This window comes from Streptomyces seoulensis, from assembly GCF_004328625.1.
GTDB classification, from domain to species: domain Bacteria; phylum Actinomycetota; class Actinomycetes; order Streptomycetales; family Streptomycetaceae; genus Streptomyces; species Streptomyces seoulensis.
In genome coordinates, this window is record NZ_CP032229.1 from 5,478,376 (window position 1) to 5,492,559 (window position 14,184).

Annotated in this window: 19 protein-coding genes; 11 read left to right on the plus strand and 8 right to left on the minus strand. The window is 73.3% G+C overall.

Annotated elements, in window-relative coordinates:
• Positions 1 to 2: 2 nt before the first annotated feature.
• From D0Z67_RS25115 to D0Z67_RS25125, 3 genes are all read right to left on the minus strand, one after another.
• Complete coding sequence (locus D0Z67_RS25115; protein WP_078873341.1) at positions 3 to 1,703, minus strand: trypsin-like peptidase domain-containing protein; 1,701 nt, start codon at positions 1,701 to 1,703, stop codon at positions 3 to 5.
• A gap of 61 nt (positions 1,704 to 1,764) precedes the next feature.
• Positions 1,765 to 2,028, minus strand: a complete 264-nt coding sequence (locus D0Z67_RS25120) for a DUF3253 domain-containing protein (protein WP_031181498.1) — start codon at positions 2,026 to 2,028, stop codon at positions 1,765 to 1,767.
• 18 nt (positions 2,029 to 2,046) lie between these two features.
• The gene (locus D0Z67_RS25125) at positions 2,047 to 2,910 is read right to left on the minus strand and encodes a LysR family transcriptional regulator (protein ID WP_031181497.1); all 864 of its coding nucleotides are present in this window, start codon (positions 2,908 to 2,910) and stop codon (positions 2,047 to 2,049) included.
• A 93-nt stretch (positions 2,911 to 3,003) separates the two neighbouring features.
• On the opposite strand from D0Z67_RS25125, the gene D0Z67_RS25130 reads away from it, so the two are divergent.
• A complete protein-coding gene (locus D0Z67_RS25130; protein WP_031181496.1) occupies positions 3,004 to 3,741 on the plus strand; it encodes an SDR family oxidoreductase in 738 nt (245 codons plus the stop codon).
• A gap of 25 nt (positions 3,742 to 3,766) precedes the next feature.
• On the opposite strand, the gene D0Z67_RS25135 is transcribed toward D0Z67_RS25130, so the two are convergent.
• The gene (locus tag D0Z67_RS25135; RefSeq protein WP_031181495.1) at positions 3,767 to 4,531 is read right to left on the minus strand and encodes an SDR family NAD(P)-dependent oxidoreductase; all 765 of its coding nucleotides are present in this window, start codon (positions 4,529 to 4,531) and stop codon (positions 3,767 to 3,769) included.
• A 54-nt stretch (positions 4,532 to 4,585) separates the two neighbouring features.
• The gene (locus D0Z67_RS25140; protein ID WP_031181494.1) at positions 4,586 to 5,170 is read right to left on the minus strand and encodes a TetR/AcrR family transcriptional regulator; all 585 of its coding nucleotides are present in this window, start codon (positions 5,168 to 5,170) and stop codon (positions 4,586 to 4,588) included.
• An 85-nt stretch (positions 5,171 to 5,255) separates the two neighbouring features.
• On the opposite strand from D0Z67_RS25140, the gene D0Z67_RS25145 reads away from it, so the two are divergent.
• From D0Z67_RS25145 to D0Z67_RS25185, 9 genes are all read left to right on the plus strand, one after another.
• Positions 5,256 to 5,804, plus strand: coding sequence for a TetR/AcrR family transcriptional regulator (locus D0Z67_RS25145; protein WP_031181493.1), 549 nt, complete (start codon positions 5,256 to 5,258; stop codon positions 5,802 to 5,804).
• Positions 5,801 to 6,187: a DMT family transporter gene (locus tag D0Z67_RS25150; RefSeq protein ID WP_051887734.1), complete on the plus strand. Its 387-nt coding sequence runs from the start codon at positions 5,801 to 5,803 to the stop codon at positions 6,185 to 6,187. The genes D0Z67_RS25145 and D0Z67_RS25150 overlap by 4 nt, the downstream gene beginning before the upstream one ends.
• Positions 6,184 to 6,507 (plus strand): DMT family transporter, encoded by a 324-nt coding sequence (locus tag D0Z67_RS25155; protein WP_031181491.1) that lies wholly within the window; start codon positions 6,184 to 6,186, stop codon positions 6,505 to 6,507. The genes D0Z67_RS25150 and D0Z67_RS25155 overlap by 4 nt, the downstream gene beginning before the upstream one ends.
• 158 nt (positions 6,508 to 6,665) lie before the next feature.
• Complete coding sequence (locus tag D0Z67_RS29770; protein ID WP_031181490.1) at positions 6,666 to 6,923, plus strand: hypothetical protein; 258 nt, start codon at positions 6,666 to 6,668, stop codon at positions 6,921 to 6,923.
• A gap of 298 nt (positions 6,924 to 7,221) precedes the next feature.
• Entirely contained in the window at positions 7,222 to 7,623 is a 402-nt protein-coding gene (locus tag D0Z67_RS25165) for a hypothetical protein (protein ID WP_031181489.1), read from the plus strand.
• Positions 7,624 to 7,734: 111 nt separating this feature from the next.
• Positions 7,735 to 8,064 carry a DUF3040 domain-containing protein gene (locus tag D0Z67_RS25170; RefSeq protein WP_031181488.1) on the plus strand — a complete coding sequence of 110 codons (330 nt, stop codon included), beginning with the start codon at positions 7,735 to 7,737 and terminating at the stop codon, positions 8,062 to 8,064.
• 74 nt (positions 8,065 to 8,138) lie between these two features.
• A complete protein-coding gene (locus D0Z67_RS25175; protein ID WP_031181487.1) occupies positions 8,139 to 9,341 on the plus strand; it encodes a PP2C family protein-serine/threonine phosphatase in 1,203 nt (400 codons plus the stop codon).
• A 95-nt stretch (positions 9,342 to 9,436) separates the two neighbouring features.
• Complete coding sequence (locus tag D0Z67_RS25180) at positions 9,437 to 9,751, plus strand: hypothetical protein (RefSeq protein WP_031181486.1); 315 nt, start codon at positions 9,437 to 9,439, stop codon at positions 9,749 to 9,751.
• A gap of 23 nt (positions 9,752 to 9,774) precedes the next feature.
• Entirely contained in the window at positions 9,775 to 10,062 is a 288-nt protein-coding gene (locus D0Z67_RS25185; protein ID WP_031181485.1) for a hypothetical protein, read from the plus strand.
• 22 nt (positions 10,063 to 10,084) lie between these two features.
• Here D0Z67_RS25185 and D0Z67_RS25190 read toward each other — a convergent pair whose 3' ends face one another.
• The gene (locus D0Z67_RS25190) at positions 10,085 to 10,846 is read right to left on the minus strand and encodes an IclR family transcriptional regulator (RefSeq protein WP_234312773.1); all 762 of its coding nucleotides are present in this window, start codon (positions 10,844 to 10,846) and stop codon (positions 10,085 to 10,087) included.
• A 76-nt stretch (positions 10,847 to 10,922) separates the two neighbouring features.
• Positions 10,923 to 12,251 carry an MFS transporter gene (locus D0Z67_RS25195; RefSeq protein WP_078873337.1) on the minus strand — a complete coding sequence of 443 codons (1,329 nt, stop codon included), beginning with the start codon at positions 12,249 to 12,251 and terminating at the stop codon, positions 10,923 to 10,925.
• A gap of 74 nt (positions 12,252 to 12,325) precedes the next feature.
• On the opposite strand from D0Z67_RS25195, the gene D0Z67_RS25200 reads away from it, so the two are divergent.
• Positions 12,326 to 13,276, plus strand: coding sequence for a 2-hydroxyacid dehydrogenase (locus tag D0Z67_RS25200; protein WP_031181482.1), 951 nt, complete (start codon positions 12,326 to 12,328; stop codon positions 13,274 to 13,276).
• A gap of 31 nt (positions 13,277 to 13,307) precedes the next feature.
• On the opposite strand, the gene D0Z67_RS25205 is transcribed toward D0Z67_RS25200, so the two are convergent.
• Positions 13,308 to 14,135, minus strand: a complete 828-nt coding sequence (locus D0Z67_RS25205; RefSeq protein ID WP_031181481.1) for a DUF1684 domain-containing protein — start codon at positions 14,133 to 14,135, stop codon at positions 13,308 to 13,310.
• Positions 14,136 to 14,184: the final 49 nt, after the last annotated feature.

The following is a 14,184-nucleotide window of genomic DNA, read 5'->3' on the forward strand; positions in this document are numbered from 1 at the left end:
CGTCACCTCTCCTCGAACCGGCGGTTCACCTCGTCGAGATAGCGCCGGACCAGCTCGCGGGCGGCCCCGAGGTCGATGGGCTCGGTCTGGAGGGCGCGTGCGGCCGGGGCGTGCCGTTCGGCGAGCGGGCGGTCCTCGTCGCCGAAGTACCGGGCAGCCCGGAGGCGGTGCAGCTCCAGTGAGGTGGTGAGGTCCTCGTGGGCCGTGATCATGCGGCGCAGACCGTGCTCGAACCGGGTCAGCGCGGCGCGGGCGCCGGTGGCCTCGTCGTGGATGGCGCCGAGTTCGGGACTGGGCCCGGTCGCGCGGGCCACGGCCAGCCGGACCCGCAGGCGGGGCGCGGCCAGCGGTGGCAGCCTGGGTGCGGCGAAGAACCGTACGCCCCAGTCCAGTTGGAGCGCCGATGCCGTCTCCTCCTGTGCGGCGAGCCGCTCGACGGCCGTCTGGACCTCGGGGGCGCCCACGTTCCGGGCGGGGTTCCCGCGCAGCGGTTCGGGGTCCAGGGAGACGTCGTAGGACAGGCCGGGCGGGGGTGTGGCCTCGAAGCCGAGGACGAGACGGAGGCCGCGCGAGCGGGCACGGGCGGCCAGTTGGCCCAGCAGCTCGCCGAGGAGGGCCTCGGGGTCGCGGGCGCGGTCGACGCCGCCGACCACCAGGCAGGCGGGGGGCCTGCGGCGCAGCAGCTGCCGCCGTACCTCGTGCGGGTCGCCGCCGGGGAGGCCGAAGCGGCGGGTGAGGTAGCCGGCGAAGTCGCCGACCGTCCGGCCGCGCGCGTCGTAGGCCGCGTCGATGGTGCCAAGGCCGAGGACGGTGTCGCCGGGGGAAGCGGTCAGCTCGGCGTCGGACACGCCCACCCGGCCCGCCGGGTCGGCCGTGCGCACCAGCCGGACCAGCCAGGAGTCGCCCACGGCGGTCGTGCCGCCGGTGCCGACCACGGCGGTGCCGCACCAGCCGCTGTCGAGCAGCCGGGTCAGCTCCTGTGTCAGCGCGAGCCGAAGCGGGTCGCCCAGTACATCCGGCGGCAACTCGCCGCGTGTGGGACCCAGTTCGTCGGCGGGATCGCCGCCGGTGAACTCCTCGATCGCGGGGAGGTACCTGAGGATCGTCTCGGTCGGTAGCATCCAGGCCGCCTTCTCGTCGCCGTTGACGTAGTCGGCGACCACGATGCCGATCACATGGCCGTCGAACTCCCCGCCCACCGCCATCGCACCGGCGCCCGAGTACCCCGGCTCGATCCACGGGACGCCCTCGCGCAGCCGGTTCAACAGGCCCCACTCGCCCTGCCGGTGACCGGACCCGGCCAGCCGCGCGTCGGCGCCCATGCCGAACGGCGCGTGCTGCGGGAAGCCGTACACCTGGACCGTGCCGCCGGAGATGGGCGCCTTCCACAGCGTCGTACGGATGCCGCACCCGGCCGGTTCGTCGAGTTCGAGCAGCGCCACGTCCCCGCGCTGGGTGCCGCTCTCGTGCACCCAGGTGCCCGGCGCCACGTGCGCGGTACGGCTCCACTCCGGGCGGCACGCCACGCTGCTGATCCGCACCCGGGACGTGGCGCCTCCGGGTGCCGCCCCGGCGTACCGGACCACATGCGCGCAGGTCAGCACGTGCCGGTCGTCCAGCAGCACGCCGGCGCCACAGGGCGTGCCCTCCTCGTCGTCCACTCGCACACGCCACGGCCGGTCACTGTGGTGATGCAGCGCCATGCGCCAACGGTAGGGCAAAGAGGGGGAGTTCGACCCCGAGGCGTCGGGGGGAGGAGGCGCGCTACCGGCGGGCGCGGCGGATGCGGATCGGACCGCGCGCCTCGGTCTCCTTCACCGGCTGCCCCGACCGGGTCACCTCCACCTCACCGGCCGCGACCAGCCGCCAGGCCGCCCGGCGCGCCGGTTCCATCAGGTCCCGCCAGCCGTCGTCGTCACCCTCGTAGGCCGCGCGGGCGGCGTCGGAGGGGCAGATCGAGGACGTGTCTGCACGCTGCTCCAGCAGGCCCATGATGGTCTGCTCAAGCCGCCGGTCCAGGTCCGTCACCCGGCCAGTCTGGCACCGTCAGAGCCGGGTCGCCGTACGGATGAGACCCGCCAGGGCGACCGAGCGGCTGTGCGCGGGCCAGGCGATGTGGGTGACGACCTGGGGCGCGTCGGTCAGCGGTACGGCGGCGTGCTCGGACCACAGCCAGGCGCGGGCCGACTCGGGGAAGACGGCCATGGTCCGCCCCAGCGCGATCAGTTGGGCCAACTGGGTCTGGTCGTGGATCTCGGGACCCGGCCCCGGCGGGTACGACCCGTCGCGGGGCCAGCGGGCGTGCGGCAGGCCGGGCACGTCGGTGATGTCGGCCGTCGTGAGCGTCGTGCGCGCGGCGAGCGGATGCCCGGCGGGGAGCACGGCGATCTGGCCCTCGCGCATCAGCTCCTCGTGGTCGAACCCGGCGAGGGAGTTGAACGGAGCGTGCATCAGGGCCACGTCGGCCCGGCCGTCGCGCAGCATCTCCTCCTGCTCGCACATCCCGCTGGGCAGCACCTCGATCTCGGCGGCGCCGGGCTCGGCCGCGTAGGCGCCGAGCAGCTTCTGCAGCAGGTCGTGGGAGGCGGCGGCCTTCACCGCCAGCACCAGGCGGTCACGGGAGCCGCCTGCCGCGTCGGCGTCGCCCGCGCGGCGGGTGCGGCGGGCGGCGGCGGTGGCCGCGTCGAGCGCCACCCGGCCCTCGTGCAGCAGCACCTCACCGGCGCCGGTCAGGGAGACACCCCGGCGGTCGCGGGCCAGCAGGGACACCCCGAGACGCCGCTCCAGCTGCTGGATCGCCCGCGACAGCGGCGGCTGCGCCATCCCGAGGCGTTCGGCCGCGCGCCCGAAGTGCAGCTCCTCCGCGACGGCCATGAAATACCGCAGCTCACGCGTCTCCAGTGCCTCCATGCGCCCAGCGTAGACCCGGTGATACCCGCCAGGTATCACAGCCCACCCCATTGGTGTTGGCACCACCCCCCGTCCCGGAGCGAGCATCGAACTATGAGCGAAGCGAAGACCGCGCTGGTCACCGGCGCGAACAAGGGAATCGGGTACGAGATCGCGGCCGGCCTCGGCACCCTCGGCTTTCGGGTTGGGGTAGGCGCCCGCGACGCCGCGCGGCGGGAGGCGGCGGTCGAGAAGCTCCGGGCCGCCGGGGTGGACGCCTTCGGGGTGCCGCTGGACGTCACCGACGACCGGAGCGTGGCCGAGGCGGCCGCGCTGATCGAGAAGCAGGAGGGAGGCTTGGACGTCCTGGTCAACAACGCGGGCATCTCCGGCGACCTGGGGCCGGACTGGGTCCAGGACCCGACCACGATCGACCTCGACATGGTCCGCACGGTCGTGGACACCAACGTCCTCGGCGTCATCCGGGTGACCAACGCGATGCTGCCCCTGCTGCGCCGCTCGGCCGCGCCGCGCATCGTCAACGTCTCCAGCTCGGTCGGTTCCCTGACCCGGCAGGCGGACCCGGACATCGACGTCGGGCCGGTCATGGCGGCGTACGCCCCCTCGAAGACGTTCCTCAACGGCATGACCGTGCAGTACGCCCGGCAGCTCGCCGGTACCGGCGTTCTGATCAACGCCATGTGCCCCGGCCTGGTGGCCACCGACTTCAACGGCCACGCGGGCTCCCGCACCCCCGAGCAGGGCGCGGCCACGGCGGTCCGGCTCGCCACCCTGCCCGACGACGGACCGTCCGGGACGTTCTACGAGGACGCGGGCGTCGTCCCCTGGTAGCGGGCGTCGCCTCCTGGCAGCCGGGTCAGGCCGCCGCGCCCCCGTCCACCACCAGATCGGCGCCGACCACGGAGGCGGCGTCCGGTGAGGCCAGGTACAGCACCGCCGCCGCGATCTCGGCGGTGGAGGACACCCGCCCCAGCGGCGCCACGTCCTTCATCCGGGCCGCCCGGTCCTCGTCGGTCTCGCCCGGCCGCAGCGACATCGCGGTGTCGGACGGGCCGGGGCTCACGGCGTTGACGCGCACTCCGTCGCCGATGTGGTCCAGCGCGGCCGCGCGGGTCAGCGCGGAGACGGCCGCCTTGCTCGCGATGTACGCGGCCAGGCCCTTGGCGCGGCGGTGCGCGCCGAGGTTGGAGGCGATGTTGACGATCGCGCCGCCGCCGGGCTGGGTGCGCATCCGGGCGACCTCGGCCTGGAGGCAGAACAGGACGCCGCTGACGTTGATGTCGAGCAGGGCCCGCCAGTCCTCCTCGGGCAGGTCGGCCACGGGCCCGCCGCCCCGGAAGACGCCCGCGTTGTTGACCGCGACGTCGAGGCTGCCGAACCGGTCGACGGTACGGCGGACCAGCTCCCGGACCTCTGCGGAGCGGCTCACGTCGGCCGTGATCGCGGCCGCCTCGCCGCCCGCCGCCTCGATGAGCTTCACGGTCTCGTCCAGCGGGGCGGCGGTGCGGCCCGCCGCGACCACCGAGGCCCCCTCGGCGGCGAAGGCGAGCGCGACGGCCCGGCCGATGCCGGAACCCGCGCCGGTGACGAGGACGGACTTGCCGGTGAAGCGTGCGGTCACAGTGACGACTCCCCTTTTTGACTGTTCGTTCCAGATTTGCGGCACCGCCCGCGCTCAGTCCAGCAGCTTCAGCGCCTGCTCGGCCGCGTCCACGACCCGCCCCGGACCGCTCGACGCCTTGCCGACCACCCGCAGGCCCTGCATCAGCACCAGCAGCATCCGGGCGAGTGCCCGCGGGTCACGGTCCTGGGGCAGCTCGCCCTGGGCGCGGGCCCGTACCAGCGCCGAGTGCAGCAAGGTCTCCACGTGATCCCAGCTGGTGCCGACCCGGCCGGCCGCCGCCGGGTCGTCCGAGCCCAGTTCGACCGCCGTGTTGGTGACGAAACATCCTTTGCCGCGTTGGAGTTCACTGCTCGCCTCGGCCGCGAAGCGCCGGATCACCGCGCGTACGGCGGGCAGCGCAGGGCCCGGCTGGGACAGCTCGTGCAGGAGGGTCAGGTCGCGGCGCTCGTTGTAGCGGTCCAGCGCCCTCAGGTACAGGTCGTGCTTGTTGCCGAAGGTGGCGTAGATGCTGGCCCGGCCGATGCCGAGGTGCGCCACGAGGTCCGCCATCGAGGTCGCCTCGTAGCCGCGCCGCCAGAACAGTTCGAGGGCTGACTGGAGTGCCGCGTCCGGGTCGAATTCCTTGGTCCTAGCCACGGGGGAACCGTATCTGTTCTTGACCGAGCGGTCCAGTAAGCTGGCCTGCCACTGTGCTTTACCAACCGGTTGGTAAAGTCGCCCCATGGCCAAGAACGCGAAGCAGCGCATCCTCGACGGTGCGCTGAACCTGCTCCGGGCCGAGGGCGGCGGGGCGATCACGCTGGAGGCGGCGGCGAAGGAGGTCGGGCTGTCGAAGCCGGGGCTCATGTACCACTTTCCGACCAAGGAAGCCCTGATGCTGGGGGTGGTCGCCCATGTCGCCGACCGGTGGGAGAAGCTCCTGCTCGAACAGCTCGGCCGGCCCCTGGAGACCGCCACCCCGGCCCAGCGCATCCGGGCCCATGTCGACGTCGCCCTGAACGCCCCGTTCGACCGCGCCGACTTCGCCATCTACACCGACGCGCACTACCGCACCGCGCTGACCGACGCCTGGGTGTGCCGTATCGAGCCCTGGCTCACCCTGCCCGACGACCTGCCGGGCGCGGTACGGGCCCGGCTCACGGCCGCCCGACTGCTGGCCGACGGGTACTGGACGGCCGCCGCCACCGGGGTCTTCCCGGTCCCCGGCCGCGACCGTGCCGAACTGCTGGCCGTCGTCGAGGGGTTGCTGGCGGAGGACCCCGCGTCATGAGGAAGTGGCTGCTGCTCTCCACGGCGATCCTGCTCGAAGTCACCGCCACCCTCTCCCTGCGCGGCGCCCTCGACCATCCGGCGTTCTACGTCCTCGTGGCCCTCGGCTACGTCGGCTCCCTCACCGTCCTGGCCCTCGTGCTGCGCGCCGGACTGGCCCTCGGGGTCGCGTACGGCATCTGGGGCGCATCCGGTGTCGCCCTCACCGCGATCCTGGCCGCGCTGTTCTTCGGCGACCCGCTCACCGGGGTGATGGGCATCGGCATCGCCCTGGTGATCGGGGGCGTGCTCTGCGTCGAACTCGGCGCGCAGTCGGCACGGTCGGCGCCGCCCGCGCAGTCCGCCCCCTCGCCCCGCTCCCGCGACGAAGGGGCACCCTCATGACCTGGGCCTACCTCGGCGCGGCGATCCTCATCGAAGTCGCCGGCACGCTGTGCCTGGGCATGGCCTCCCGGGGGCGCGGCAAGCGCTGGCTCGCCGGAACCGTGACCGGCTACCTGGCGGCCTTCACCTTCCTCAGTCTGGCCCTGAACGGTGGCATGGCTCTCGGTGTCGCCTACGGGATCTGGGCCGCAGCCGGGGTCGCCCTCACCGCCGTGGCCACCCGCGTCCTGTTCGGCGAGCCCCTCACCAAGGTCATGGGCGCCGGTATCGGTCTCATCGCGGTCGGGGTCCTGTGCATCGAACTCGGCGCCGGACACTGACCGGCGCGACGCCGGGTCCGGTTCCCGCCCGCCCCCGGCGCGGCTGACGGCCAGGCTCGACGGCATGAACCGATGCGAAGGAAACGTCGCCCTGGTCACCGGTGGCAGCCGGGGCATCGGCGCCGCCGTGGCGCTGCGGCTCGCCGAAGAGGGCGCCGATGGTCGGGTTCTCCCTCTCGTTCATGGTGCTCGGCGCGCTCGGCGCCCTGGTGTTCTTCGCGGCGCACTCCTGGCCGGTCGGGGTGCTCTTCGTCGGCCTCTTCCTGGTCTACGCCGCGAAGTTCGTGACCTTCGCCGGTGTCCCCGCCCTGGAACGTCTGATGGGCCTGTTCCGCCTCCTGACGGCCCTCTGGTGCATGTACCTGACCTTCGCCGTGGTGGTCGACTTCTCCCTCGGTCACACCTGGCCCGCCTGACGCCTTCGGATTCGGCCATTCCGTATCCATGCCCGCTTCGCACGACGGCGGCCCACCGGTGGCCGGCGACGCCCCCCGGGCCGCGATGACGAACGCGGGCGCACGGTCGGTCAGCAGGCTTGACGCGTGTCTCGCGGGCCGCTGCGCCCCGTCGCCTCCCCTCGATCCGAACGAATGGCCGATTCCCTGCGCCGTGCGTACGGCAGGAGTGCCCTGCGGGCATCTCCGGGTACTCGCGCCGCATCCCAAGTCCCGCACACAGAAAGGGACTTGACGTTCCACGAGAGGGAGTCGAACGATGAACCGCAAGCTCTTCAGGACCGCGCTGCCGCTGATGGGCGCCGTCGCGCTCGCCGCCGTCCCGGCGGTGACCGCGCAGGCCGCGCCCGCGCAGGCGACGCCCTGTGTCCAGAAGGTCGCGGTGGTGAACAACTCCGGGTTCGTGCTCTCCTGGGCCGCGACCACCCGTACCGGGGAGCAGTCGCCGTCGACGGACGACTACCCCGTGAACCAGACCCGGACCATCGACCTGACGACCACGTCGTTCCCGGAGGACACCGACCTGCGCCCGTACGTCGACGCCGTCGCCGGCACCAAGAACTACGGCAACCGGTACGTCTCGTACTGCGACAACGGCCAGACGGCGACGTACTCCGTCACCGGCACCACGCTGGACTACTCGGTCACGCTGCTCGACTAGCAGCAGTGCACCACAAGGGGTCGCGTCCGACGGGCGCGGCCCCTTCGCCGCATCCGGGGGCGCGTGGACGGCGGAAGGACAGGTGACGGCTCCGAGCGGGAGGTGCTCGCCATGAAGGACGTCCGGCTGTCGCCGCACGAGAAGCGCGTACTGGCCGAGATGGAGCGCGCGCTCGGCCGTGACCCGGCGCTCGCCCGCCGGCTCCAGGAGATGCGGGCCCCGCTCGCCGCCCCGGCCCGGCGGCGCTCGCGGGCCCTCACCGCCGCCGTGCTCGCCTTCGCCGTCGTCTCGCTCACCCTGCTCGCGGTCGCGGTCGCCTACGCGCACCCCATGCTGCTCTGGGTGTTCGCGGCCACCTGGCTGCTCACCCTGGCCGGGCTGGTCCGGCTGACGCTGCGCTGGAGCCGGGGCATGCGGTCGACGCCCCCGGTCCTCGAATGAGGGGGGTGACACGGACCACGTTCGAGTGCCGGCCCGGCCGACGGGAAGGAGAATGGTCGACCAGGGAGGCTCATGTGACGGGCGACAGGATCGGACTGGCCGAGGTGCTGGAGGCGGCGGAGGCCGCGGCGCCGGTGGCCTCGGTCGACGTGGTCGCACGCAACCTGCGCGACCGGTTCGGGGCGCAGTACGTGTCGTTCCTGTTCGTCGACGTCGTCGGCCGGTGCGTGGTCAGGGTCGCCGAGGAGACGGTCACCCGCCAGGGTCACCACGCCGACCGGATTCCCCTCGCGGGCAGTGTCTACGAGGAGGTCCTGCGCGGTCAGAAGCCGGTACGGGCGGGGGACGCCGGGGAGGGGCAGCAGGTCCTCGCCCCGGTCACCAACCGAGGGGACGCCATCGGGGTCCTGGAACTGTGGCTGCCCGAGGTCACCCAGGACGTGTTGGAGCAGGTCGAGGAGGCCGCGCACGCGCTGGCGTACATCGTGGTCACCGACCGCCGCTTCACGGATCTGTACCACTGGGGCCAGCGCACGACCCCGGTGAGCCTCGCCGCCGAGATCCAGCGTCAGCTGCTGCCCTCCGCGCCCTCCTGCGAGGCCGCCGAGTTCGCTCTCGCCGGCGCCCTGGTCACGGCCGACAGCAACGCCGGTGACACCTACGACTACAGCCTCGACCGCGACACCCTGCACCTGTCCATCACCGACGCGATGGGCCACGACGTCGACGCCGCCCTCATGGCCACCCTGCTGGTCAACGCCTCGCGTGGCGCCCGCAGAGCCGGGGCCGGACTCGCGGAGCAGGCCCACCGCATCCACCAGGCCCTCCTCGACCACGGCCGGCGCACCTTCGCCACCGGCCAGCTGCTGCGCATCGCCCTCGACGGCAGCCGTGCCCAGATCGTCAACGCCGGGCACGTCTGGCCGCTGCGGCTGCGCGACGGTGCGGTCGAACAGATCCCCCTGGACGTCAACCTGCCCTTCGGCGTGACCGGACTGCACGGCCCGTACAAGGCGCAGGATCTCGACCTGCGGCCCGGCGACCGCCTGCTGCTCTGCACCGACGGCATGCAGGAACGGCGGGCGGAGTCCGTCGATCTCCCCGCGCTCCTCGAAGCCACCGCCACGGAGCACCCGCGCGAGGTCGTACGAAGCCTGGTCGCCGCGGTCATCGCGGCCTGCGGCGAGCGCATCGAGGACGACGCCACCGTCCTCTGCCTGGACTGGCACGGCCCCGTCACCGAGGAACGTCACGCCGGCGGGGGCGCGGACATCTGATCTTCCCGGTCGGGGCGCTCTGTTGCGGGCATGTCAATTCGCGCTACGGTCTACCCGCGTCAACCCACACCTCCCCCACGAGGAGTCGATGCGTCGTGCCCCTGCTCGGACGAGCCCTCGCTCTCGCCGCCCCCGTGCTGGCCACCGCCGCGCTGCTCCAGGCCCCGGCCCAGGCGGCCGTCGTCCCGGACCACGCGGTGATCACCTGCCAGAGCGCCAGCTTCTACGCCAACTACGACAGTTCCTCCGGCCCCACCGGCCTGGTCCGGACGCTGTACCACGGCGACAAGGTCGGCCACACCCGTGGCGCGCACCCCGTCTACAACGGCTGGGCCGCCACCTTCGACTTCGGCCCCAACGACTGGGGCTATGTGCGTGACGAATGCATCGGCGGCTACGGCTCATGGTGAGCCGGGACCAGGGAGGCAAGGCCATGTCCGCACCCCGTACCGTCCGCTTCGCGGCGCTCGTGGCCGCCGTCGGCTCCGTGCTGCTGCTGGGCTCCGGCCCCGCGCAGGCCGCCAACGGCACCGTCGGCGTCCGGGAGACCGTCTGCGCGCAGGACCTCTTCGTGCGGACCGAGCCGGTGGGCGCCTGGATGGGCACGCTCAGCAAGGGACAGACGTTCCTGGTGGAGAGCAAGCAGTCCGGCTGGGCGTACGGCTTCGCCTACGGTGACATCAACCGCCGGGGCTGGGTCCAGGACGGCTGGTTCTGCTAGGGCCGGCGTACTCGTAACCCCCTCAGGGCGACATCCGTGCCGCGACCTCCTCCGCGCACTCCCGCAACGCGGGCGCGTGTGCGCGGAGTTGGTCCGCGTCCGTCAGGATGACCGTCGCGGCCAGCGACAGCGCCAGCGGCGGGGTGCCCTCCGGGGTGTCGGGCAGCGCCACCGCGATCGAGCGGACGCCGATCTCGTTCTCCTCGTCGACCTCCGCCCAGCCCCGCTCCCGCACGAGCGCCAACTCCGCGCGCAGCAGGGCGGGATCGGTGACCGTACGGGGGGTCACCGCCGGGAGCGGGCCGGCGAGCAGGCGTTCGCGGTCCGCCTCCGGGAGCCAGGCGGCCAGTGCCTTGCCGAGCGAGGTGGCGTGCCAGGGGTTACGGGTGCCCTCGGCGTTGCGCAGCTGGAGGTGCTGGGTGCCCTGCACGGAGAGGACGAGCAGCACCTCGCTGTCGTTCAGGATGCCCGCGATGACCGGGAGTCCGGTGCGCGCGCCGAGTCTGCGCATCGGCGCGGCCGCCGCCGAGTAGCCCGCCGGGGAGCGCTGGAAGCCCCGGGACAGCTCCAGCACGCGGGAGCCCAGCGCGTACCGCCGGGCCTCCTCGTCGTAGGTCGCGAACCGTTCCTCGACCAGGCGGCCGAGGATGCGGTGCGCGCTGCTCACGGGCAGCTGCGCGGCGCGGGCGGCGGCGCTGACGCCGAGGCCGGCGGGGTGCTCGGCCAGCACGGTGAGCAGCCGCAGCCCCCGGCCCAGCATGTCGTCGCCGGATGGTGTGGTCACCGTGCGCGCCTTTCGGTCGTGGCCGTGGTGGGGACGGGTGCGGCAGCCGTCCGGGGGAGGGCCGCCGCCTCGGTGGTCACCGTACCGGGACCGGGCCGGCGCTCCTCGCGGGCTCGGGTGCCGCGAGGGTCAGCGCGGCGGCGACCAGGGTGCACACCGCCATCAGGCCGAAGGCGCCCGCGTCGCCCAGTTCGGTGCCGCGCACCCAGCCGACGAGATAGGTCCCGGCGAACGAGCCCAGCGCGCCGAAGGAGTTGACCAGCGCGACGGCCGCGCCCGCGATCCCCGGCGGGGCGAGGGTGGTGACGAGCGCGAAGTACGGGCCGTACGGGGCGTACAGGCAGACGCCGGCCACCACGAGCAGGGTGAGGGCGAGCGGGAAGTCGTCCCCGGCCGCGTACGAGCCGAGCAGGGCGAGGCCGCCGCAGGCAAGCCAGGGCCAGACGGCCACCCGCCGGCGCCCGCTGCGGTCGGAGAGGCGGGAGTTGACCAGCATCGCCACCGCCGCGCCGGCGTACGGGATCGCGGTGAGCAGGCCGGTCGCGCCGATGCCCTCGCCGGAGCCCTTCTTGATGATGGCCGGGAGCCAGAAGACGAACCCGTACATGCCGAAGGACCAGAAGAAATACTGCGCGGCCATGGTGAGTACGGCGGGGGAGCGCAGCACTCGTCCGTACCGCTCGCGCAGGGTGCCGGTCACCGGCGGTGCGGCCGCCTTCTCCGCCGCCAAGTCCGCCCGCAGCAACGCGAGTTCGGGCTCGGGGAGGTTACGGGCCTGCTCCGGGCGGTCCTTGATGAGCCAGAGGCAGCACACGCCCCACAGTACCGACGGCACGCCCTCGGCGACGAACATCACCCGCCAGTCCGAGACCGACACCAGCCAGCCGGAGACCGCCGACAGCCACATCACCGTGACCGGGTTGCCCAGGATGAGGAAGGTGTTGGCCCGCCCGCGCTCACCGCGCGTGAACCAGCGGCCGAGCAGCATCACCATCGACGGCAGCACCGCGCCCTCCACCACACCGAGTGCGAAACGCACCGCGATGAGCTGGGCCGGGCTGCTGAGCATGCCCTGGAGCACGGCGAGCAGGCCCCAGGCCACGGTCGACCAGGCCACCAGACGGCGGGCGCTGCGCTGTTCGGCGTAGATCGTGCCGGGGATCTGGAAGAAGAAGTAGCCGAGGAAGAACGAGGCGGCGATCAGGGAGTCCGCCCCCGCCGACAGCTTCAGGTCCTCGGCCATGCCACCGGCGGAGGCGATCGCGTAGTTGGACTTGTCGAGATAGGCGAGCGAGTACGTGACGAACGCGACCGGCATCAGATACCGGGCGCGGGAGGACCGCCAGAAGCCTGGCCGCTCGGGTGCCGACGACGCGGTGTCGGTGGCGGGTGACGTCGCTGTCATCCCAGACCCCCTGTTTTCCGTGTGATGGAAAGTGTTTCACTGGACGGAAAGCACGGTACGAGACGGAGGGTCCGATGACCAGAGATCTGCACCACACCGCCACCGGCGTCCTGCTGCCCTGGCCCGATCTGGACCGCCACCACGGTCCCTGGCCCGATGGTGTGGATGTCCACATGTGGGACGGCACCACCCCCGGCACCGAACCCGCCGACGGCGTACTCGCGGGCGTCGGCCTGTGGGTGATGCCCTACGCCGTGCCGGACGCCGTCGGCCTGCTGCCGAAGCTGCCGAACCTGCGCGCGGTGCAGTCACTCAGCGCCGGGGTCGAGAAGCTCGCCCCGCTCATGCCCGCCGGGGTCACCCTGCACAACGGGCGCGGCCTGCACGACGCCTCCACCGCCGAACACGCCCTCGGGCTGATCCTCGCCGCCCAGCGGGACCTCCCGCAGTGGACCGCCGACCAGGCCGCCGGCCGCTGGGAGCCGCACTTCACCCGCTCCCTCGCCGACGCCCGCGTCACCATCGTCGGCTACGGCTCGATCGGCGCGGCGCTGGAGCGGCGGCTGATCGCCTGCGAGGCGGATGTCGTCCGGGTGGCGCGGCGCGCCCGGCCCGAGGCGGGCGTCCACGCGGTGGCCGACCTGCCCGCACTGCTCCCGGAGACGGACATCGTGGTGCTCGTGCTGCCCGAGAACCCGCACACCGTCGGCATGTTCGGCGCGAAGGAGCTGGCCGCGCTGCCCGACGGCGCGCTGGTCGTCAACGTCGGACGCGGCCGCACCCTGGACACCGGCGCCCTGCTCGCCGAGACCCGGTCCGGCAGGCTGCGGGCGGCCCTGGACGTCACCGACCCCGAGCCGCTGCCCGCGGAGCACCCCCTGCGGCACGCCCCCGGTGTGCTCCTCACCCCGCATGTCGCGGGCGGCTCGGCCTCGTTCCGGCCGCGCGCGGAACGCCTGATCGTCGAGCAGGTACGGAGGTTCGCCGCCGGGGAGCCGCTGCACCACCTGTTCCCGCGCGACTGAGGTCAACGGCCTTCACTGGGAGGGCCGTTGTTCAGACGGCCCCACCCCGCTCGCGCGGAATCCGCAGCCCCGCCTCGACCGCCACCGGCAGCCGGTTCTCCGCCGGGGGCAGCGGGCAGGTGGCGAGGTCGGTGTAGGCGCAGGGCAGGTTCGCCGCCCGGTTGAAGTCCAGCACCACCGTGCCGTCGGCGGCGGGCGGGGCCAAGGAGAGCACCCGGTTCGCGGCGTACGTGGTGCGGCCGGAGGTCTCGTCGGTGAACAGCACCATCAGCCCGCCGGGGCCCTTGCCGGGGAACGCGGTCAGGGCCAGCGGGCGGCCGTCCAGCTCGAAGGTGATCCGGCCGGGCGCGTCGTACACGTGCTGGAGGTCCTCCACGGCCGCGCCCACGGTGGTCGGGCGGGGCTCGGGGAAGGGCTCGTAGCGGCCCGTCACCACCCAGCGCGGGTCCGGCGCGTAGGACGGGGTGCCGGCGAAGGCGGTGCGCAGCGGGGCGTCCGGGTGGCGGGGGCGGACGATGTCGTGGCCGCCGCGCTTGGCCACCTCGATCACCGCGTCCCCCCACACCGCCTCGACGCCGCCGCGCTCGGGGATCACGCCGAAGTGGTGTGCGCCGCGCACCGGTTCCCCGGCCACGGTGAGTTCCTCGCCCTCGTCGAGGGTGACGGTGACGCCCTCGGGGCCGGTGTGCCAGGTGCCGGGGGCGTCGGGGAAGCGCCGCGGCTGCTCGTCCAGCCAGTTGAGGCTGGTCACCGCGAGGAAGCCGTGCGGGTCGGCGAGGTTCTCCTCGTGCGCCCGGTACCAGTCCTGCCAGGACTCGGTGAAGGCGTGGAGGTCCGTCGCGGGGACGTGGGTGGTCATCGGTGCTCCTTCGTCGTGATGCATGAGGGCCGTCGTGCCTGAGGGGGGC

Excerpts from the sequence above, each read along its gene's own strand:
- D0Z67_RS25185 (WP_031181485.1), top strand. The coding sequence starts at position 9,775 with ATGTCCGCACCCCGTACCGTCCGCTTCGCGGCGCTCGTGGCCGCCGTC.
- D0Z67_RS25125 (WP_031181497.1), bottom strand. The coding sequence starts at position 2,910 with ATGGAGGCACTGGAGACGCGTGAGCTGCGGTATTTCATGGCCGTCGCG.
- D0Z67_RS25170 (WP_031181488.1), top strand. The coding sequence starts at position 7,735 with ATGAAGGACGTCCGGCTGTCGCCGCACGAGAAGCGCGTACTGGCCGAG.
- D0Z67_RS25200 (WP_031181482.1), top strand. The coding sequence starts at position 12,326 with ATGACCAGAGATCTGCACCACACCGCCACCGGCGTCCTGCTGCCCTGG.
- D0Z67_RS25195 (WP_078873337.1), bottom strand. The coding sequence starts at position 12,251 with ATGACAGCGACGTCACCCGCCACCGACACCGCGTCGTCGGCACCCGAG.
- D0Z67_RS25155 (WP_031181491.1), top strand. The coding sequence starts at position 6,184 with ATGACCTGGGCCTACCTCGGCGCGGCGATCCTCATCGAAGTCGCCGGC.
- D0Z67_RS29770 (WP_031181490.1), top strand. The coding sequence starts at position 6,666 with ATGGTCGGGTTCTCCCTCTCGTTCATGGTGCTCGGCGCGCTCGGCGCC.
- D0Z67_RS25115 (WP_078873341.1), bottom strand. The coding sequence starts at position 1,703 with ATGGCGCTGCATCACCACAGTGACCGGCCGTGGCGTGTGCGAGTGGAC.
- D0Z67_RS25150 (WP_051887734.1), top strand. The coding sequence starts at position 5,801 with ATGAGGAAGTGGCTGCTGCTCTCCACGGCGATCCTGCTCGAAGTCACC.
- D0Z67_RS25205 (WP_031181481.1), bottom strand. The coding sequence starts at position 14,135 with ATGACCACCCACGTCCCCGCGACGGACCTCCACGCCTTCACCGAGTCC.
- D0Z67_RS25130 (WP_031181496.1), top strand. The coding sequence starts at position 3,004 with ATGAGCGAAGCGAAGACCGCGCTGGTCACCGGCGCGAACAAGGGAATC.
- D0Z67_RS25165 (WP_031181489.1), top strand. The coding sequence starts at position 7,222 with ATGAACCGCAAGCTCTTCAGGACCGCGCTGCCGCTGATGGGCGCCGTC.
- D0Z67_RS25145 (WP_031181493.1), top strand. The coding sequence starts at position 5,256 with ATGGCCAAGAACGCGAAGCAGCGCATCCTCGACGGTGCGCTGAACCTG.